The organism is Nocardioides sp. Leaf285 (genome assembly GCF_001422955.1).
In the GTDB taxonomy this organism is placed as follows: Bacteria; Actinomycetota; Actinomycetes; order Propionibacteriales; family Nocardioidaceae; genus Nocardioides; species Nocardioides kribbensis.
Genome location: NZ_LMNH01000003.1, coordinates 1,001,220 through 1,019,495, shown reverse-complemented (window position 1 = coordinate 1,019,495; position 18,276 = coordinate 1,001,220). Strand labels below are relative to the sequence as shown.

21 protein-coding genes are annotated in these 18,276 nt (G+C 73.3%); 4 read left to right on the top strand and 17 right to left on the bottom strand.

The features are described 5' to 3' along the window. Window positions 1-23: 23 nt before the first annotated feature. Entirely contained in the window at window positions 24-839 is an 816-nt protein-coding gene (locus tag ASF47_RS13095; protein WP_056864360.1) for an enoyl-CoA hydratase/isomerase family protein, read from the bottom strand. Between the two features lie 48 nt (window positions 840-887). Next, window positions 888-2,486, bottom strand: coding sequence for a ribosomal protection-like ABC-F family protein (gene abc-f / locus ASF47_RS13090; RefSeq protein WP_056864359.1), 1,599 nt, complete (start codon window positions 2,484-2,486; stop codon window positions 888-890). An 85-nt stretch (window positions 2,487-2,571) separates the two neighbouring features. On the opposite strand from abc-f, the gene ypfJ reads away from it, so the two are divergent. After that, window positions 2,572-3,540, top strand: coding sequence for a KPN_02809 family neutral zinc metallopeptidase (ypfJ, locus tag ASF47_RS13085; protein WP_056864358.1), 969 nt, complete (start codon window positions 2,572-2,574; stop codon window positions 3,538-3,540). A 30-nt stretch (window positions 3,541-3,570) separates the two neighbouring features. Here the strand turns inward: ypfJ and ASF47_RS13080 are convergent, their stop codons facing one another. The 14 genes from ASF47_RS13080 to ASF47_RS13015 form a co-directional block, all read right to left on the bottom strand. Further along, the gene (locus tag ASF47_RS13080) at window positions 3,571-4,479 is read right to left on the bottom strand and encodes a hypothetical protein (RefSeq protein ID WP_056864357.1); all 909 of its coding nucleotides are present in this window, start codon (window positions 4,477-4,479) and stop codon (window positions 3,571-3,573) included. Window positions 4,480-4,520: 41 nt separating this feature from the next. After that, window positions 4,521-5,069 (bottom strand): metallophosphoesterase family protein, encoded by a 549-nt coding sequence (locus tag ASF47_RS13075; protein ID WP_056864356.1) that lies wholly within the window; start codon window positions 5,067-5,069, stop codon window positions 4,521-4,523. Continuing rightward, window positions 5,066-5,683, bottom strand: a complete 618-nt coding sequence (locus ASF47_RS13070) for an acVLRF1 family peptidyl-tRNA hydrolase (protein WP_235558741.1) — start codon at window positions 5,681-5,683, stop codon at window positions 5,066-5,068. The genes ASF47_RS13075 and ASF47_RS13070 overlap by 4 nt, the downstream gene beginning before the upstream one ends. Window positions 5,684-5,733: 50 nt before the next feature. Beyond that, window positions 5,734-6,294 (bottom strand): ASCH domain-containing protein, encoded by a 561-nt coding sequence (locus ASF47_RS13065; RefSeq protein ID WP_082500269.1) that lies wholly within the window; start codon window positions 6,292-6,294, stop codon window positions 5,734-5,736. 267 nt (window positions 6,295-6,561) lie between these two features. Next, window positions 6,562-6,951, bottom strand: a complete 390-nt coding sequence (locus tag ASF47_RS13060; protein ID WP_056864354.1) for a metal-sulfur cluster assembly factor — start codon at window positions 6,949-6,951, stop codon at window positions 6,562-6,564. Beyond that, window positions 6,948-7,397, bottom strand: a complete 450-nt coding sequence (gene sufU, locus ASF47_RS13055) for a Fe-S cluster assembly sulfur transfer protein SufU (RefSeq protein ID WP_056864353.1) — start codon at window positions 7,395-7,397, stop codon at window positions 6,948-6,950. The genes ASF47_RS13060 and sufU overlap by 4 nt, the downstream gene beginning before the upstream one ends. A gap of 64 nt (window positions 7,398-7,461) precedes the next feature. Further along, window positions 7,462-8,751, bottom strand: a complete 1,290-nt coding sequence (locus tag ASF47_RS13050) for a cysteine desulfurase (RefSeq protein WP_056864352.1) — start codon at window positions 8,749-8,751, stop codon at window positions 7,462-7,464. Window positions 8,752-8,753: 2 nt separating this feature from the next. Next, window positions 8,754-9,512 carry a Fe-S cluster assembly ATPase SufC gene (gene sufC, locus ASF47_RS13045; RefSeq protein WP_056864351.1) on the bottom strand — a complete coding sequence of 253 codons (759 nt, stop codon included), beginning with the start codon at window positions 9,510-9,512 and terminating at the stop codon, window positions 8,754-8,756. A gap of 63 nt (window positions 9,513-9,575) precedes the next feature. After that, a complete protein-coding gene (locus ASF47_RS13040) occupies window positions 9,576-9,926 on the bottom strand; it encodes a non-heme iron oxygenase ferredoxin subunit (RefSeq protein WP_056864350.1) in 351 nt (116 codons plus the stop codon). After that, entirely contained in the window at window positions 9,926-11,077 is a 1,152-nt protein-coding gene (gene sufD, locus ASF47_RS13035; protein ID WP_235558740.1) for a Fe-S cluster assembly protein SufD, read from the bottom strand. The genes ASF47_RS13040 and sufD overlap by 1 nt, the downstream gene beginning before the upstream one ends. Window positions 11,078-11,177: 100 nt before the next feature. Next, window positions 11,178-12,596 (bottom strand): Fe-S cluster assembly protein SufB, encoded by a 1,419-nt coding sequence (gene sufB / locus ASF47_RS13030; protein ID WP_056864348.1) that lies wholly within the window; start codon window positions 12,594-12,596, stop codon window positions 11,178-11,180. Then, window positions 12,593-13,366, bottom strand: coding sequence for a helix-turn-helix transcriptional regulator (locus ASF47_RS13025; RefSeq protein WP_056864347.1), 774 nt, complete (start codon window positions 13,364-13,366; stop codon window positions 12,593-12,595). The genes sufB and ASF47_RS13025 overlap by 4 nt, the downstream gene beginning before the upstream one ends. A gap of 48 nt (window positions 13,367-13,414) precedes the next feature. Beyond that, entirely contained in the window at window positions 13,415-13,825 is a 411-nt protein-coding gene (locus ASF47_RS13020; protein ID WP_056864346.1) for a hypothetical protein, read from the bottom strand. A 1-nt stretch (window position 13,826) separates the two neighbouring features. Next, window positions 13,827-14,192: a hypothetical protein gene (locus ASF47_RS13015; RefSeq protein ID WP_056864345.1), complete on the bottom strand. Its 366-nt coding sequence runs from the start codon at window positions 14,190-14,192 to the stop codon at window positions 13,827-13,829. A gap of 93 nt (window positions 14,193-14,285) precedes the next feature. On the opposite strand from ASF47_RS13015, the gene ASF47_RS13010 reads away from it, so the two are divergent. The 3 genes from ASF47_RS13010 to ASF47_RS13000 are packed head-to-tail and all read left to right on the top strand — an operon-like array spanning window position 14,286 to window position 16,998. After that, window positions 14,286-15,236: an ABC transporter ATP-binding protein gene (locus ASF47_RS13010; RefSeq protein WP_235558739.1), complete on the top strand. Its 951-nt coding sequence runs from the start codon at window positions 14,286-14,288 to the stop codon at window positions 15,234-15,236. After that, entirely contained in the window at window positions 15,233-16,051 is an 819-nt protein-coding gene (locus tag ASF47_RS13005; RefSeq protein ID WP_056864344.1) for an ABC transporter permease, read from the top strand. Before ASF47_RS13010 ends, ASF47_RS13005 begins: the two co-directional genes overlap by 4 nt. Beyond that, entirely contained in the window at window positions 16,048-16,998 is a 951-nt protein-coding gene (locus ASF47_RS13000) for a COX15/CtaA family protein (RefSeq protein WP_156697882.1), read from the top strand. Before ASF47_RS13005 ends, ASF47_RS13000 begins: the two co-directional genes overlap by 4 nt. 205 nt (window positions 16,999-17,203) lie before the next feature. On the opposite strand, the gene ASF47_RS12995 is transcribed toward ASF47_RS13000, so the two are convergent. After that, a complete protein-coding gene (locus ASF47_RS12995; protein ID WP_056864343.1) occupies window positions 17,204-18,190 on the bottom strand; it encodes a heme o synthase in 987 nt (328 codons plus the stop codon). Between the last annotated feature and the right edge of the window lie 86 nt (window positions 18,191-18,276).

Below are 18,276 nucleotides of genomic sequence, written 5' to 3'. Positions count from 1 at the left end.
CCGTCAGGCCCCTGGGGCCCGGGTCAGGCCCCGGCCAGCGCCGCGAGCTCGCGGAACCGGCGACCCTGCGCCTCGCGCTCCAGACGACGCTGCTCCTCGAGCGGGGTGCTCGACGCCGAGAGCAGCAGGGCCTTGGTCTCGCGGACCGCCCCGCTCATCGGGGCGACCAGGGCGGCGACGAGGTGTGCGACCGTGTCGTCGAGCTGGTCGGTCGGCACGGCCGCCAGCGCGAGACCGATGCTGACGGCCTCCTCGGCCGGCACCACCCGGGCGATCGCACAGATCTCCAGCGCCCTCGCGTAGCCAACCGCCTCGACCAGGGGTTTTGTTCCCGTGAGGTCCGGCACCAGGCCCAGGGCGGCCTCCTTCATGCACAGCTGGGCGTCGTCGCCGAGCACGCGCAGGTCGCAGGAGAGGGCGAGCTGGAAGCCGGCACCGATGGCGTGGCCCTGCACCGCCGCCACCGAGACCCAGCGCGGGTCGCGCAGCCAGGTGAAGCCGCGCTGGTAGTCGTCGATGGTCGCCGACATGCCCGCGTCGTCCATGGCCAGCAGGTCGACCACCGACTCCACGCCCGGCGCCGACCGCGTGGGGTCGAGCATCGAGCGGTCGAGGCCGGCGGAGAAGCTCGCGCCCGCACCGCGCAGCACCACGACGCGCACGTCGTCGTCGAGGGAGGCCCCGACCGCGGCCAGCGCCCGCCACGTCGTGGGCGTCTGCGCGTTGCGCGCCTCCGGCCGGTCGAGGGTCACCGTCACCACCGGTCCGGTGCGGTCGACCCGCAGGTGGGCCGCGGCGAGCAGGTCGGGGTCGAGCGGGACTGCGGGGGCGGTGGTCATGACCGGAGTCTAGGAACCCCCGCCGACACCGCGTCGCCGGCCCGGAGGTCAGGCCAGCGACACCAGGTCGGCGTAGCCGTCGTTCCAGAGGTCCTCGTCGCCGTCGGGCAGCAGCAGCACGCGGTCGGGCTCCAGTGCGCGCACCGCGCCCTCGTCGTGGGTGACCAGGATGATCGCGCCCTCGTAGGTGCGGATCGCGGCCAGCACCTCCTCGCGGGAGGCCGGGTCGAGGTTGTTGGTGGGCTCGTCGAGCAGCAGCACGTTGGCGCTGGAGACCACGAGGCTCGCCAGCGCGAGGCGGGTCTTCTCCCCTCCCGAGAGCACCGCTGCGGGCTTGTTGGCGTCGTCGCCCGAGAACAGGAACGAGCCCAGCACGCTGCGGGCCTCGGTGTCGGTGAGCTGCGGGGCCGCGCTCTGCATGTTCTCCAGGACCGTGCGGCTGGTGTCGAGGGTCTCGTGCTCCTGGGCGTAGTAGCCCAGCTTGAGCCCGTGGCCCGGCACGACCTCGCCGGTGTCGGAGCGGTCGACGCCGGCGAGGATCCGCAGCATCGTGGTCTTGCCGGCGCCGTTGAGGCCGAGGATGACCACGCGCGATCCCTTGTCGATGGCCAGGTCGACGCCGGTGAAGACCTCCAGCGACCCGTAGGCCTTGGAGAGGTCCTGACCCGTCAGGGGGGTCTTGCCGCAGGCGGCCGGGGCGGGGAACTGGATGCGGGCCACCTTGTCGGCGGCGCGCTCGCCCTCGATGCCGGCCATCATCTTCTCGGCGCGCTTGAGCATCGACTGCGCGGCCTGGGCCTTGCTGGCCTTGGCCCGCATCTTGTTGGCCTGGTCGGTGAGGGTCTTGGCCCTGTTCTCGGCGTTCATCCGCTCGCGGCGCCGACGCTTCTCGTCGGTCTCGCGCTGGGTGAGGTAGTGGCGCCACCCCATGTTGTAGACGTCGATGACGGCGCGGTTGGCGTCGAGGTGCATGACCTTGTTGACGGTCTCCTCGAGCAGGGCGTTGTCGTGGCTGATCACGATGAAGCCGCCCTTGTGGGCCTTGAGGAAGTCGCGCAGCCACACGATCGAGTCGGCGTCGAGGTGGTTCGTGGGCTCGTCGAGGATGAGCACCTCGGCGCCGGAGAAGAGGATGCGGGCCAGCTCGACGCGGCGGCGCTGACCGCCGGAGAGGGTCTTCAGCGGCTGGGTCATCAGCCGCTCCTCGATGCCGAGGCTCGCGGCGATGGTGGCGGCCTCCGACTCGGCGGCGTAGCCGCCACCGGCGTGCAGCTCGGCGTCGGCGCGGCTCCAGCGGCGCATCGCCTTGTCGGCCACGGCCGGGTCCTCGGAGGCCATCTGCTCCTCCGCGTCGCGCAGCCGCCGCACCACGTCGTCGAGGCCGCGGGCGCTGAGGATCCGGTCGCGCGCCATCACCTCGGGGTCGCCCGTGCGCGGGTCCTGGGGCAGGTAGCCGACGTCGCCGGAGCTGGTGACGCTGCCGGCGGCGGGGAGCGCCTCGCCGGCGAGGATCTTGGTGAGCGTGGTCTTGCCGGCGCCGTTGCGACCGACCAGGCCGACCTTGTCCCCGGCGGCGACGCGGAAGCTCACGTCCTCCATGAGCAGCCGGGCTCCGGCGCGGACCTCGAGCTGGTGGGCGGTGATCATAGGGTCACCAGTCTAGGTCCGCGCGCGGGCCGTCCCGACCACCAGCGCCTCCGCCCGGGGTGCGATGCGACACAGGAGCCCCGCCATGCGCTTCAACCCCAAGGCCCGTCTCGACACCGGCCGCACGCGCGACCGCGGCCGCAGTCGTGCGTCCCGCTCCGGTGGACCGCTCGGCGGCGCGCTGGGCGGCGGGGGCGGCGGGGGCAGTGCGCTGCCGGGCGGTCTGGTCGGGGGCGGCGGCATCGGCGCCGTGGTGCTGGTGGTGCTCGTCGTGGTGCTGACCCAGTGCGTCGGCGGCGGGGGCTCCGACCCGGGCGGTGCGGGCTCCTCGGCGTACGACACGAGCCGGATGGACGCGGGCACCGACCGCTACGCCGGGTGCGAGACCGGCGAGGACGCCAACGCCTCCGCCGACTGCGCCCGCGTGGCGGTGGAGAACTCCCTCACCGACTTCTGGGCCGAGGAGCTCGGCTCGCGGTTCCGTGCCGAGCAGGCGCTGGTGACCTTCACCGGGTCGGTCGCGACCGACGGCTGCGGCGAGGCGACCTCGGCCGTGGGGCCGTTCTACTGCCCGCCCGACGAGACGATCTACCTCGACACCGCCTTCTTCGACCAGGTGCTCGAGGACCAGCTCGGCGGACCCGACGGCGGTTTCGTGGAGCCCTACGTGCTGGCCCACGAGTACGGCCACCACGTCCAGAACCTGCTGGGCACGATGGGACGGGTCCGCACCCAGGAGGGCCCGCGGTCGGACTCGGTGCGACTGGAGCTCCAGGCCGACTGCTACGCCGGCATGTGGGCGCACGCCGCCACGACGACCGAGGACGCCTCCGGGCAGGTGCTGGTCGCGGAGCTCACCGACGACGACATCCGCCAGGCCCTCGGCGCGGCCGCCGCGGTCGGCGACGACCGGATCCAGCAGCAGGCCCAGGGCACCGTCGACGAGGAGAGCTGGACCCACGGCTCGTCGGCCTCACGGCAGCGCTGGTTCGGGGTCGGCTACGCCGGCGGGACGCTGGAGGACTGCGACACCTTCGCCACCGACGACCTGTGAGGGCCTCCGACGGCTCCGTGGGCGCCGCCGTCAGTGCTGGAGGAGCGCCTCGACCAGGGGGAACTGGCGCTGGAGGGCGCGCAGGTGGGGTGCGACGGCGGGGTGGCGGTACTTGCCGGCCAGGGCGCCCTCTCCCCCGGCCACGCGCGCCAGCGCCCACTCGGCGCGGCTGAGCGCGGTGAAGACCGCGGTCACCCGAGCACCGAGCGCCGCCTGGTCGCGGGTCGCGACCCCCGCGGGGAGCCCGAGCAGGTAGGCGTCGAGCAGGGGCTCGAACTCCTCGCGCGCCGAGAGCGCGTAGTAGCCGAGGTCGGCGCCGACCGCCCCGCGGCCGAGGCTCCCCCAGTCGATGGCGACCACCTCGTCGTCGGCTCGACCCGGCAGGTTGGCCGGCGTCGGGTCGCCGTGCTGGGCGACCTGCGGCAGCGCGTCGACGGCGTCGAGGAAGACCACCCGCCGCCGCCACAGGTGGTCGGCCACGTCGGCGACGGTCGTGCGGGCCAGCGTCGGCCAGCCGCCGCGGCGCTCGGTGCGGCGCAGCCGGTCGCGCAGCTGGTCGCGGGCCAGCCACGGCAGGTCGGGGAGGTCGGCCCCGGCGAAGCGGCCCATGGCGTGCGCGGCGAAGAGCCCGTTGACGGCGGCGTCCTCGACCCACTCGCGCACCAGGGTGATGCCGTCGGGGTCCTCCTCCACGTCGCAGACCGCGGGGGGGCGCAGGCCCGGAGCACGGTCCACCACGAGCGCGCCGGCCACGTCGGCGTCGCGGCGCCAGTACGCGAAGTGGTGGGGGTCCGACAGCTCCGGCGGGTCGCCGTCGACGGGCGCGGCGAGCCGCTTCACCACCACCGGCTGGTCGCCGCGGACCGCGCGCCACGCCCCCACGGTGGAGGCGCCGGAGCCTCCGGGGAGCGGGTGCCAGCCGGGCTCGGGCTGCCACATGCTGGGGAGACTAGGGCCTGCGGGGCCGCGAGGCCGGCAGATCAGGCGCGGCGCGCGGGTGCACGCGGGGACCGACCCGACGGCACCCGTGGTGGCAGCCGGTGCAGCACGACGTCGCGGACCTCCCCCGCGGCGAGGGTGGCCGTCAGGTACGTGCAGTGCGGCTGGCGGCGCCGGTCGGTGGGCGACCCGGGGTTGAGCAACCGCATGCCACCGTCGGTGACGCTGTCCCACGGCACGTGGCTGTGGCCGAAGACCAGCAGGTCGGTGTCGGGGTGGGCCAGGTCGCAGCGCCGCTCCCGGCCGCGCGCGTCGCCGGTCTCGTGCACCACCTCGAGGCGCAGGCCCTCGACCTCGACCCGCGCCACCTCGGGCAGCCGGGCCCGCAGGGCGGGGCCGTCGTTGTTGCCCCAGACGCCCACCAGTCGGGTGCTCCGCTCCTCCAGCTCGTCGAGCAGGCCGACCTCCACCCAGTCGCCGGCGTGCACGACCAGGTCGGCCCGCTCGACCGCGTCCCACACCTCCTCGGGCAGCGCCCTGGCCCGCGTGGGCAGGTGGGTGTCGGCGAGCAGCAGCAGCCGGGTGCTCACGTCGGCTCCCCCGGCCCGGCGCCCGCGTTGACCACCGTGACCCTCACGGCCGCGGCGTCGCGCGCCGCCTGCTCGAGCACGGCCCGCCGGGGGTCGGGCACCGGCAGCCACGGCTCGACCGGCACGAGTCGACGCAGGCGGGGATCGGCGAGCACCTCCTCGACCGCCGTGCGGTCGCCGCCGCCCACGAGCGGACCGTCCAGGTCGCCGAGCAGCCGGGCCGCGTGGTCGGCGGCGGCCTCGTAGGCCTGACGGGCCTGGTTGTCACGGCGGCGCGCGAAGCGCTGCTGGCTCTGCCCGCCGGCCTTGGTGCGGCCCTGCACGTGCCGCTGGCCGACCTTGGAGGCCACCGTGGCCCCGCCGCTCAGCCGGGCCACCGCGAAGCCGCCCTTGCGCACCAGCAGCAGGCCCCAGTCGTCGGGCGTCGTGGCCCCGGCCGCGAAGGCGACCGGGTCGGGCAGGCCGGCGTACGCCGCGTCGAAGGGCAGTCGGGCCGTGAAGGTGGAGGAGTCCTCCGCCGCCCCGGTGAGCGCGCCTCCTGCCACCGCGAGGGCCGTGGCGCCGTGGCGGGCGCGGAAGTTGACCACCCAGCGCGCGAGCCGGGAGGGCGGCACCAGGACCGTCTCCGCCCCGGTGCCGCGCGCCGCGGCGCCGCCCGGGCCGCTCACCGGCCGCCGGGGCCGTCGGGCTCGGCCCAGACCACCCGCAGCCGCTCGAGCACCACCGGCATGGACGGCTCGAAGCCGCGCCCGGGGCCGGCCGTCTCGGCGAAGAAGCGCTCGTGCACCTCGCGCCAGTGGGCGAGGCTGCGGTCGCCCTCGCCCTCGAGGCGGGCGTGCTCGGCGTCGACGCGGTCGAAGGCGACGACCTCCACCGCGGTGGTCTCCACCAGCGCCCGCGGACGACCGCGACCGTCGAGGAGGATGCCGAGCTGACCCGGTCGGGGCAGCGGCTCCTCGCCGTACTCCTCGGCCGCGCTGGCCGTGGCCGTCTTGGTGCCGTCGAGCACCAGGGCCAGCAGGGCGTCGGCCTGCTCCGGGGTGGACCCGAAGGACCACGCCGGCGGGGGCACCACCTCCAGGGTGGTGGGGCCGAAGTAGGTCGGTGCGACGTTGAGGCGGGCGTGCACCCGGGCCCGCTCCCAGAAGGCGCGCACCTCGGGGTGGTCGGGCACGAACCCCTCGGCGCTCGGCGGCGGGGCCTCGGGGTCGTCGGTGCCGGTCATGTCCGGAGCCTACGCAGGCGGCCCGTCGGGCACGCGGCCGCGCCGACCGCCGACCGCCGGCAATTGCGCCACTTCAGCAGCCCACGAGCCCCCCACCCGCCCCGAACCACGCAAACCCCGCCACCCGACCCCACCGGACCTCAGCAATTGCGCCACCTCAGCAACCCACGAGGGCCCCACCGGCCCCGGGACGCGCAAACCCCGCCACCCGACCACAGCGGCCCTCGGTGAGGCCGCGGGGTCGAGGGCGGGGCCCCGGTGCTCGGCTCAGACGTTGAAGCCGAGGGCGCGCAGCTGCTCGCGGCCGTCGGGGGTGATCTTGTCGGGGCCCCACGGCGGCATCCAGACCCAGTTGATGGCCACGTCGTTGACCAGGCCCTCGAGGGCGGAGTCGGTCTGGTCGGAGATGACGTCGGTCAGCGGGCAGGCCGCCGAGGTCAGCGTCATGTCGATGACCAGGTTGCTGCGCTCGTCGAGGTGCAGGTCGTAGACCAGGCCGAGGTCGACGACGTTGATGCCGAGCTCGGGGTCGACGACGTCCTTCATCGCCTCGTAGACGTCGTCCTTGCTGACCGTCGAGGTGCCGACGCCGCCGGCGGCGGCCTCCGGCACGTCGGGGAGGTCGGCGTGGTCGGGGGTGGGCGAGGTCTCGGTCATGGGGTCTCCTCCAGGGAACGGGTCGTGGCGTCCTTCCAGGCCATCCACGACAGCAGGGCACACTTCACGCGCGCGGGGAACTTGGCGACACCGGCGAAGGCGATGCCGTCCTCGAGGACCTCCTCGTCGGGCTCCACGGTGCCCTTGCCCTGCATCAGGGCGAGGAACTCCTCGTGGACCGCCATCGCCTCGGCGACCGGCTTACCGATGACGAGGTCGGTCATCACCGAGGCCGAGGCCTGCGAGATCGAGCAGCCCACCGAGTCGTAGGAGACGTCGGCGACGACCCCGTCGGCGACGTGCACGCGCAGGGTCACCTCGTCGCCGCAGGTCGGGTTGACGTGGTGGACCTCGGCCTCGTAGGGGTCGCGCAGTCCCTTGTGGTGCGGGTTCTTGTAGTGGTCCAGGATGATCTCCTGGTACAGCGAGTCGAGCTCGGCACTCATCGGGCCGCCTCCCTCCGGGGTCGGTGTGGGGTGATCGGGTCGGGGTCGTGCGGGTGGTGCGGGCTCAGAGCTTGAAGTAGCTGCGCGTGTAGTGCAGCGCCTCCACGAGCGCGTCGATCTCCGTCGGCGTCGTGTAGAGGTACGACGACATGCGCGTGGAGCTCTGCACACCGAAGCGGGCGTGCGCGGGTCGCGCACAGTGGTGGCCGGCCCGCACGGCGATGCCGCGCACGTCGAGCACCTGCGCGACGTCGTGGGGGTGGACCCCGTCGATCTCGAAGGAGATAGCGCCGCCGCGCTCGCGGGCGTCGAGCGGGCCCAGCACCCGCAGACCGGGCACCGTGGCCAGGCCCTCGAGGGCGTAGCCGGTCAGTGCCTGCTCGTGGGCGTGCACCGCGTCGAGACCTACGGCCGAGAGGTAGTCGACGGCCGCGCCCAGGCCCACGGCCTCGACGATCGGCGGGGTGCCGGCCTCGAACTTGTGCGGGATCCCGGCGTAGGTCGAGGACTCCATGCGCACGGTCTCGATCATCTCGCCACCGCCGAGGAACGGCGGGAGCGCCTCGAGCACCGCGCGGGCACCCCAGAGCACGCCGATCCCGGTGGGCCCGACGACCTTGTGGCCGGTGAAGGCCAGGAAGTCGGGCCGCTCGTCCTCGGGCATGGCGGCGAGGTCGATCGGCAGCTGCGGGGCGGCCTGGGAGGCGTCGACCACGACGAGGGCGCCGACCTCGTGGGCGCGCTTGGTGATCGCCGCGACCGGGTTGACGGTGCCGAGCATGTTCGACACCCAGGTGAGCGAGACGACCTTGGTGCGCTCGGTGATGAGGTCGTCCACGGCCGAGAGGTCGAGGTGGCCCTCGTCGGTCAGCCCGAACCAGCGCAGCGTCGCACCCGTGCGCTGGGTGAGCAGCTGCCACGGCACGATGTTGGAGTGGTGCTCCATCTCGGTGATGACGATCTCGTCGCCCTCGCCCACCTCGAGCGGGCCACGGGCCCACGCGAGGGTGTTGGCCACCAGGTTGAGCGCCTCGGAGGCGTTCTTGGTGAAGAGCACCTCGTCACGGCTGGGAGCGCCGATGAAGGCCGCCACCTTGTCGCGGGCCGCCTCGAAGGCCTCCGAGGACTCCGCGCCCAGCTGGTGCATGGCGCGGGCGACGTTGGCGTTGTGCCGCTCGAGGTGGTCGACCATCGCGTCGATCACGCACTGCGGCTTCTGCGAGGTGTTGGCGCTGTCGAGGTAGACCAGCGGCTGGCCGTCGGCCAGGGTCCGCGACAGGATCGGGAAGTCGGCGCGGATCACCTCCAGCTCGGGCAGGAGGCCGTCGAGGCGCGCCGTGGTCTGGCTCGACATGGTCAGACCGCCGCCTTGACGTACTTGTCGTAGCCCTCGGCCTCGAGCTGGTCGGCCAGCTCCGGGCCGCCCTGGTCGGCGACCTTGCCGTCGACGAAGACGTGCACGTAGTCGGGGGTGATGTAGCGCAGGATGCGGGTGTAGTGCGTGATCAGCAGCACGCCCTTGCCCTCCTGCTCACGGAAGCGGTTGACGCCCTCCGAGACGATCTTGAGCGCGTCGATGTCGAGGCCGGAGTCGGTCTCGTCGAGCACGGCGACCTTGGGGGCCAGCAGCTCGAGCTGGGCGATCTCGTGGCGCTTCTTCTCGCCGCCGGAGAAGCCCTCGTTGACCGAGCGGGTGCCGAAGGACGGGTCGAGGTTGAGCCGCTCGAGGGCGCCGTTGACGTCCTTCACCCAGGTGCGCAGCTTGGGGGCCTCGCCGTCGATGGCGGTCTTGGCGGTGCGCAGGAAGTTCGACACCGAGACGCCGGGCACCTCCACGGGGTACTGCATGGCCAGGAAGAGTCCGGCGCGGGCGCGCTCGTCGACGCTCATGGCCAGGACGTCCTCGCCGTCGAGGGTCACGGTGCCGCCGGTGACGGTGTACTTGGGGTGCCCGGCGATCGAGTAGGCCAGGGTCGACTTGCCCGAGCCGTTGGGGCCCATGATCGCGTGGGTCTCGTTGTCGCCGATGGTCAGCGTGACGCCCTTGAGGATCTCCTTGGGCCCGTCCTCGGTGTCGACCGAGACGTGCAGGTCCTTGATCTCCAGCGTGCTCATGTGTGGTCCTTCTCCTGGTGGGGTGGCTCGGAGGAGCCGGGTCGGAAGTGGTGGGGTGCCGGCTCAGGCCGGCTTGACGCCGTTCAGCGTCGTCGTGACGTCGACGTGCACCTCACCGTCGCGGACCTCCACGGGGAAGGTCGCGACGGGCTCGGTGGCCGGGAAGCCGGTGGGCTTGCCGGTGCGCAGGTCGAAGCGGGAGCCGTGCAGCCAGCACTCGATCTGGCACTGCCCGCCGGCGCCCGGGGCGACCTCGCCCTCGCTCAGCGCGACGGCGGCGTGGGAGCAGAGGTCCTGCAGGGCGAAGACCTCCTCGCCCTCGCGGGCCAGCGCCACGTCGACACCGTCGACGGTGGCGGCGAAGCCCTCGTCGGTCGGGATCTCGTCGAGCGCGCAGGCGCGGGTGAAGCCCATCAGGACAGCTCCTGCAGGACGTTCTTCGACAGCTCCTCCTCGACGGTGGCGAGGAGCTTCTCCTCCACCGAGGGCACGCCGACCTTGCGGACGAGGTCGTTGAAGAAGCCGTGCACCACCAGGCGGCGCGCCTCCGGCTCGGAGATGCCGCGCGAGCGCAGGTAGAACAGCTGCTCGTCGTCGAAGCGGCCGACGGCCGAGGCGTGGCCCGCGCCCTCGATCTCGCCGGTCTCGATCTCGAGGTTCGGCACGGAGTCGGCCTGGCAGCCGTCGGTGAGCACCAGGTTGCGGTTCTCCTCGTAGGTCTCGATGCCCTCGGCGACCTTGCGGATGAGGACGTTGCCGATCCACACCGCGTGCGCGCCCTCGCCCTGCAGGGCGCCCTTGTAGACCACGTTGCTCTTGGTCTTCGGGGCGTTGTGGTCGGCGAACAGGCGGTGCTCGAGGTGCTGGCCGGCGTCGGCGAAGTAGAGACCGAGCAGCTCGGCGTCGCCGCCGGGGCCGTCGTACTCGACGTTGGCGTGCAGGCGCACCAGGTCGCCGCCGAAGGAGACCGCGGTGTGGCGCACGGTGGCGTCACGACCGACGCGGATGGCGTCGCGGCCGAGGTGGACCGCGTCGTCGTCCCAGTCCTGGAGGGTCAGCACGTTGACCTGGGCGCCCTCGCCCACGAGCACCGACGTGGTGGCGGAGTAGCGCGCGGAGCCGGTGTGGGTGAGCACGACCGTGGCCTTGGCGTAGGCGCCGACGCGGATCACCAGGTGGCCCCAGACCAGCTGGTCGGCCGACTCGCCGTGCAGGTCGATCAGCACGGGTCCGTCGGTCTCCAGCTCGGCCGGCACGTCGACGAGCGTGGCCCCGCCGGCGAGCTCCACGGCCAGCGCCGAGGGCCGGTCGTTGGGCGCCAGCTCACCGAGCGCGCGCGCCTCGGCGGTGCTGATCGTGCTCACGGTGACGCCGTCGGGCAGCGTGGTGTCCCACGTCAGGCGGTCGTCGGAGGGCGTGCCCTCGAGCACCCCGCGCAGCCGCTTGAGCGGCGTGAAGCGCCAGATCTCCTCGCGCCCGGTGGGCACCGGGTGGTCGGCGAGGTCGTAGGACGCGGGCGGGTTGAGGTGGCTGACCACCTGGTCGGCCTCGAGGGCGGATGCCACGCTCTCGCGGGCAGCATCGGTCACAGTCACGAAAAGTGTCTTCCTGGTGCTGGTGGGTACGTCGGTCGCTGCGGCTGCGCAGGGGGCGGGTCGGGCCGGCTCAGCCGACCGCGCCCTCCATCTGCAGCTCGATGAGGCGGTTGAGCTCGAGGGCGTACTCCATCGGCAGCTCCTTGGCGATCGGCTCGACGAAGCCGCGCACGATCATCGCCATGGCCTCGTCCTGCTCCATGCCGCGGCTCATCAGGTAGAAGAGCTGGTCGTCGGAAACCTTGGAGACGCTGGCCTCGTGGCCCATCGAGACGTCGTCCTCACGGATGTCGACGTAGGGGTAGGTGTCGGAGCGGCTGATCTGGTCGACCAGCAGCGCGTCGCACAGCACGTTGGACTTCGAGCCGTGGGCGCCCTCGTTGACCTGGATCAGGCCGCGGTAGGAGGTGCGGCCGCCGCCGCGGGCCACCGACTTCGACAGGATCGAGGAGGAGGTGTGGGGGGCGGCGTGCACCATCTTGGCGCCGGCGTCCTGGTGCTGGCCCTCGCCGGCGAAGGCGATGGACAGCGTCTCGCCCTTGGCGTGCTCGCCCATGAGGTAGATGGCGGGGTACTTCATCGTCACCTTGGAGCCGATGTTGCCGTCGACCCACTCCATGGTCGCGCCGGCCTCGCAGGTGGCGCGCTTGGTGACGAGGTTGTAGACGTTGTTCGACCAGTTCTGGATGGTCGTGTAGCGGCAGCGGCCGCCCTTCTTGACGATGATCTCCACGACCGCGGAGTGCAGCGAGTCGGAGGAGTAGATCGGCGCGGTGCAGCCCTCGACGTAGTGCACGTAGGCGTCCTCGTCGACGATGATCAGCGTGCGCTCGAACTGGCCCATGTTCTCGGTGTTGATGCGGAAGTAGGCCTGGAGCGGGATGTCCACGTGGACGCCCTTGGGCACGTAGATGAACGAGCCGCCCGACCACACCGAGGTGTTGAGCGCGGCGAACTTGTTGTCGCCGACCGGGATCACGGTGCCGAAGTACTCCTGGAAGAGCTCCGGGTGCTCCTTGAGCGCGGTGTCGGTGTCGAGGAAGAGCACGCCCTGCTCCTCGAGGTCCTCGCGGATCGAGTGGTAGACGACCTCCGACTCGTACTGCGCGGCCACGCCGGAGACCAGGCGCTGCTTCTCCGCCTCCGGGATGCCGAGCTTGTCGTAGGTGTTCTTGATGTCCTCGGGGAGGTCGTCCCAGGTCGCGGCCTGCTTCTCCGAGGAGCGCACGAAGTACTTGATGTTGTCGAAGTCGATGCCCGACAGGTCCGAGCCCCAGCTCGGCATCGGCTTGCGGCCGAAGAGCTTGAGGCCCTTGAGGCGCAGGTCGAGCATCCACTGCGGCTCGCTCTTCTTGGAGGAGATGTCGCGCACGACCTCCTCGGAGAGGCCGCGCTTGGCGGTGGCGCCGGCGACGTCGGAGTCGGCCCAGCCGAAGTCGTAGCGGCCGATGCCCTCGAGCTCGGGGTTGCGCTCGTCGATGGTCGTCATGAGCTGACCTGCTCCTTCTTGGTTGCGGACTGCTGGCTGGTGGTGCGCGCGAGGCCGGAGGCCTGCTGCTGGTCTGGGTCCTGCGGGTCGTGCTGCTGCGGGAGGTCGGGGATGCAGGTGGTGCAGACCCCGTCGCCGTGGGCGATGGTGGCCAGGCGTTGCACGTGGCGGTCGAGCACGCGACCGATGGCCGCCGTCTCCGCCTCGCACAGCTGGGGGAACTCGTGGGCCACGTGGCTGACCGGGCAGTGCTGCTGGCACAGCTGCTCCCCCACCGGCACGTCGCGCACGGCGGCGGCGTAGCCCTCCTCCGACAGCACCCGGGCGAGCACCTGGGCGGGGGTGAGCTCGGGGTGGGCGGCCTCGACGACGCCGAAGCGCTCCTCGATGAAGCCCACCCGGCGCTCGGCGAACTCGCGCACGGCGTCGTCGCCGCCGGTCTCGGAGAGGAAGCGCAGGGCCTGGACGGCGAGGTCGTCGTACTGCTGGTCGAAGCCCTCGCGGCCCCGCTCGGTCAGCACGAAGGCCCGGGCGGGTCGACCCCGGCCCCGGGTGGCGGTGCGGGCCTCGCGCGACTCCACCGCGCCCTCCTCGACCAGCTGGTCGAGGTGGCGGCGCACGGCGGCCGGGGTCAGGTCGAGCCGCTCCGCGAGCGCCACGGCGGTGGAGGCGCCGTTGACGAGGATCGACCGCGCGACGCGCTGCCGCGTCGTCTGGTCCCCGCCGCGCGGCTGGTCGCCGCTGCGCAGGGAGGTCTCGTCGAATTCCACAACGCCAGTGTGCCGTTAATGCCGGAGGCCGTTCAAGGAAGGCGACCCTTACCTGCCGGTGCGCTCCCCCGGGCGGGTGCGGCGCAGCCACCACAGCCCCACGAACGGCAGCACGAGGGGCAGGAAGCCGTAGCCCTGTCCGAAGTGCGACCAGACCGTCCGGTCGGGGAAGAGGTCGGTGGCGACCAGGCTCAGCGCCCCCACGGCGACGACCCCGGCCGCCTCGACCGAGCAGGCGACGACGGCCACCCGCCACGCGCGGGCGCCGCCCACGACCAGGCAGGTCGTGGCCAGCACGTAGAGCACCGCGGCGAGCAGCGAGAGCGAGTACGCCAGGGGCGCGCGGCCCGGCTCGGTGGCCAGCTGCAGCACCGAGCGCCCCGTGGCGGCGACGGCGAAGACGGCGTAGACCGCGACCAGCACGCGACCGGCGCCGGAGGACAGCGCGGGGTCGCGCACCTCAGGCCCCTGCCCAGATCGAGACCAGGCGGAGCTGGAGAGCGAGCACCGTGAGCACTGTCACCAGCACCACCGCCCCGCCCACGCGGGTCTTGTCGGCCAGGGCCCAGAAGGCCCCGATCGGCAGCGCGAGCAGGTTGGTGACCAGGTAGGCGACGAAGGTGACGCCCTCGACGTCACGCTCCGTGCCGGCCAGGGCCACCGACCCGGTGACCAGCTGCACCAGCAGGGCCAGCTCCAGGAGCGCGATCAGGCCGAAGAGCAGGTCGCTGTGGCGCACGGCGACGTCGCGCACCACGAGCACGACGGCCAGGACGGCGACGGCGAGGCCGAGGACGACCACCGCACCGAGGACGAAGGGGTTCACGGACGGCAACGGTAGGGCACCGCCGCACGCACCCCGCCGCGGCGAGGCGACCTCGCCTCGTGGCCACCGGGTGCGGCTTCCTAGACTGGGGGCGTGCCCGCCGCCGATCCGCTCGACGCCCCCGCCGTCGAGGTCGACGGCCTGGTGATGCGCTACGGCGACAAGACCGCCGTCGACTCCCTGTCGCTGCGCGTGCCGCGGGGCTCCGTCACCGCCGTGCTCGGCCCCAACGGCGCCGGGAAGACGACCACGCTGGAGACCTGCGAGGGCTACCGGCGGCCGCAGGCGGGCACCGTGCGGGTGCTGGGGCTCGACCCGGTGCGCGACCGACGCGAGCTGCTCCCCCGCATCGGGGTCATGCTCCAGGGCGGCGGCGCGTGGAGCGGGGTGCGGGCCATGGAGATGCTGCGCCACGTCGCGGCGCTGCACGCCCACCCGCTCGACCCCGCGCTCCTCTCGGAGCGTCTCGGCCTGGCCGAGTGCGGGCGCACCCCCTACCGCCGCCTCTCGGGCGGTCAGCAGCAGCGCCTCGGCCTCGCGCTGGCCCTCGTCGGTCGGCCCGAGCTGGTCTTCGTCGACGAGCCGACGGCCGGCATGGACCCCGCCGTGCGCCGCACCGTGTGGGAGCTGCTCCAGGAGCTGCGCGGCGACGGCGTGACCGTCGTCCTCACCACCCACTACATGGAGGAGGCCGAGCGGCTCGCCGACCTCGTCCACATCATCGACCACGGCCGCCTCGTCGTCTCCGGCTCCCCGCTGGAGCTCACGCGGGGCGGCACGGTCTCGACGATCCGGCTCGTGGTGACCCGCCCCTTCCCCCCGGGCGCCCCCGAGTCGCTCACCGCCGCCCTCGGTCCCGGCACCGAGGTGCGGCTGCTCGACTCCCTCAGCCTCCAGGTGACCGGTCCGGCCGACGCCTCCACGCTGGCCCGGGTGTCACGCTGGTGCGAGGACAACGCGGTGCTGCCGGAGTCGCTGACCCTCGGCACCCGCACGCTCGAGGACGTCTTCCTCGACCTCACCGGACGGGAGCTGACCCCATGAGCGCCACCCAGCGGGCCGTGCCCGCCGCCACGGGCACCTTCGCGCCCCGGCCGGGCGCCGCTCCGCTGGGCCGGCAGGTGCTCGCCCAGGCGCGCATGGAGGCCCGGCTCACGCTGCGCAACGGCGAGCAGCTGCTGCTGGCCGTCGTCATCCCGGTCATCGTGCTGATCGGGGGCGTCCTGGCCGCCGACCGCGTCGGGCTGGACCTCGAGGCCACGCCCGTCGACGTGTTCACCCCCGGGGTGCTGGCGCTGGCCGTCATGTCGACGGCCTTCACCTCGCTGGCCATCGCCACCGGGTTCGAGCGGCGCTACGGCGTGATCAAGCGCCTCGGCACCTCGCCCCTGCCGCGCTCGGGCCTGCTGGCCGGCAAGGTGCTCGCCCTGCTCCTCGTCGAGGTGCTCCAGGTCGCGGTGATCGCCGCGGTCGCCCTGGCCCTCGGCTGGCGCCCCGTGCCCGGCGCCGACGGCTCCGCGCTCGGCGCCGTCACCGGCAGCGTGCTCGCCGTGGTGCTCGGCACCGCGGCCTTCGCCTCCCTCGGCCTCTTCGTGGCCGGGGTGCTGCGGGCGGAGGCGACCCTGGCCGCCGCCAACCTCGTCTACCTGCTCCTCATGGCCGGCGGCGCCGTCGTCCTGCCCGCCTCGGCGTACGGCGGGTTCGGCGAGGTCGTCGGCTGGCTGCCCTCCGGGGCCCTCGGCGGCGCCATGCGCGACGCCCTCATCGACGGCCAGGTCGCCTGGCCGGCCCTCCTGGTGCTCGCGGCGTGGACCGTCGTCGGCACCGTCGCGACCGCAAGGACGTTCACGTGGGAATGACCGAGTACTCCGCCCGCCCCTCCGCCCGCCCCTCCGGCCTGGGCCGCTACGTGCGACCCCTGGGCTGGGCCTCGCTGGTGGCCAACGCCGTGCTGGTGGTCACCGGCGCGGCCGTGCGGCTGACGGCCTCGGGGCTGGGCTGCCCCACCTGGCCCGAGTGCTTCGAGGGGTCCTACACCCCCCACGGCGAGCTGACGCTGCACGCCGCGATCGAGTTCGGCAACCGGCTACTGACCTTCGTGCTCGCCGCGATCGCCGTGGCGACCTTCGTGGCCGCCGTGCAGAGCGGCGACCGCCGGCTGCGCACCCTCGCGCTGCTCATGGGCCTGGGCATCCCGCTGCAGGCCGTGATCGGCGGCGTCACGGTGCTGACCGGGCTCAACCCGTGGGTCGTCTCGCTCCACCTGCTGCTGTCGCTGGCCATCGTGTGCCTCTCGGTCCGCTTCCTGCAGGTCGTCGACGGGGTCGGCCCCGCCGTCCGCGGGCCCGTGGTCGCGCTGGCATGGTCGACCTTCGCCGCGGCCTGGGCCGTGCTCTACGTCGGCACGGTCGTCACCGGGTCCGGGCCCCACGCCGGCGACCTCGACGCGAAGCGCAACGGCTTGGACCCCGAGTCGGTCAGCCAGCTCCACGCCGACAGCGTCTTCCTGCTCCTCGGCCTCACCATCGGCCTGCTCTTCGCCGTCCACGCCACCGGCGCGCCCCGACGCACCCGCCGTGCGGTGGCGCTGCTGCTCGTGATCGAGCTGGCGCAGGGGCTCATCGGCTTCGTGCAGTACTTCACCGACCTGCCCGTCGTGCTCGTGGCCTTCCACGTGCTCGGCTCGGCCCTCATCGCGGCCTCCGCCACCTGGGCCCTGCTGACCGTGCGCCATCCGCACCCCGTGGCCCTCGGCGCCGACCTCGGCTCCGACGACCTGCGCGAGCCGGTCGGCTCCGGCCGCTGATCCTCGCGCACGACGGCCCGTCCGCCCGCCGCGGCCGTGGCGGTCGACCTCGTCCCGTGACGGGACGTGGCGTGGTGCGCGCGACCGGGTGCTGGCCGGTGACGTCCGGCACGCGACGACGACCTGCGCAGTGGGCCCGCGGTGGCCTCGCAGCGGTCGACGCGTCCCGAGGGGGCCGCGCCGGCGGGCCCCGGTCGGGGAGGCCTCAGAAGCTGAGCAGCGGGTCGAGCGCGACGGCCACGAAGAGCAGCGAGAGGTAGAGGTTCGAGGAGTGGAACAGCCGCATGGGCTGGATCACGCTCAGGTCCTCGGTGCCGCGCGTGCGACCCCACATGCGGTGGGCCTCGAGCAGGAAGACCGCGCCGAGCACAGCGGCCGCGGCCGGGTAGAACGGGCCCGTGCCGGCCACGGGCCACAGCAGCAGCGAGGTGGCGACCATGACCCAGCTGTAGAGCACGATCTGGCGGCCGACCTCACGGGCCGGCTTGACCACCGGCAGCATCGGGACGTCGACGTGGGCGTAGTCCTCGCGGTAGCGCAGAGCCAGCGCCCAGGTGTGGGGCGGGGTCCAGAAGAAGACGACCATGAAGAGCACGACCGGCGTCCACGACAGCGACCCGGTCACCGCGGTCCAGCCGATGAGGGTCGGGAAGCACCCCGCGATGCCGCCCCAGACGATGTTCTGGGTCGTGCGCCGCTTGAGCAGCATGGTGTAGCCGAAGACGTAGAACGCGATGGCGGTCACCGACAGCAGCGCCGAGAGCGCGTTGACCCCGAGGTAGAGGATCACGGTCGACAGCACGCCGAGCACGGTGCCGAACACCAGCGCCGAGCGCGGGGTCACGATGTGACGGGGCAGCGCGCGGCGGCGGGTGCGGCGCATCTGCTCGTCGATGTCGCGGTCGTAGACGCAGTTGAACACCGAGGCCGAGCCGGCCGAGAAGGTGCCGCCCAGGACGGTCCAGACGACCAGTCCCAGCTCCGGCACGCCGCGGGCGGCGTAGAACATCACCGGCACGGTGGTCAGCAGCAGCAGCTCGATCACCCGGGGCTTGGTGAGACCGACGTACGCCGCCACCACGTCCCGCCAGGTCGCGCGGCCGCCGGGGGCCGCGCCGCCGGGGGCCGCGCCGCCGGCGGGGTCTGCGCCCTGCTGCCCTGCGGCAGAGGCCGACTGGCCGACATGCGTCACGGAGGTCCTCGGGGTGGGTGGGGGCGCTCGGGGCGGAGGGCCGACGGGCCACGGTCCACCAGCGCTGGTGCCGGTAGGAGTCTACC

Coding starts and splice junctions, on each gene's coding strand:
- ASF47_RS13095 (WP_056864360.1), bottom strand. CDS start 839: ATGACCACCGCCCCCGCAGTCCCGCTCGACCCCGACCTGCTCGCCGCG.
- abc-f (WP_056864359.1), bottom strand. CDS start 2,486: ATGATCACCGCCCACCAGCTCGAGGTCCGCGCCGGAGCCCGGCTGCTC.
- ypfJ (WP_056864358.1), top strand. CDS start 2,572: ATGCGCTTCAACCCCAAGGCCCGTCTCGACACCGGCCGCACGCGCGAC.
- ASF47_RS13080 (WP_056864357.1), bottom strand. CDS start 4,479: ATGTGGCAGCCCGAGCCCGGCTGGCACCCGCTCCCCGGAGGCTCCGGC.
- ASF47_RS13065 (WP_082500269.1), bottom strand. CDS start 6,294: ATGACCGGCACCGACGACCCCGAGGCCCCGCCGCCGAGCGCCGAGGGG.
- ASF47_RS13060 (WP_056864354.1), bottom strand. CDS start 6,951: ATGACCGAGACCTCGCCCACCCCCGACCACGCCGACCTCCCCGACGTG.
- sufU (WP_056864353.1), bottom strand. CDS start 7,397: ATGAGTGCCGAGCTCGACTCGCTGTACCAGGAGATCATCCTGGACCAC.
- ASF47_RS13050 (WP_056864352.1), bottom strand. CDS start 8,751: ATGTCGAGCCAGACCACGGCGCGCCTCGACGGCCTCCTGCCCGAGCTG.
- sufC (WP_056864351.1), bottom strand. CDS start 9,512: ATGAGCACGCTGGAGATCAAGGACCTGCACGTCTCGGTCGACACCGAG.
- ASF47_RS13040 (WP_056864350.1), bottom strand. CDS start 9,926: ATGGGCTTCACCCGCGCCTGCGCGCTCGACGAGATCCCGACCGACGAG.
- sufB (WP_056864348.1), bottom strand. CDS start 12,596: ATGACGACCATCGACGAGCGCAACCCCGAGCTCGAGGGCATCGGCCGC.
- ASF47_RS13005 (WP_056864344.1), top strand. CDS start 15,233: ATGAGCGCCACCCAGCGGGCCGTGCCCGCCGCCACGGGCACCTTCGCG.
- ASF47_RS13000 (WP_156697882.1), top strand. CDS start 16,048: ATGACCGAGTACTCCGCCCGCCCCTCCGCCCGCCCCTCCGGCCTGGGC.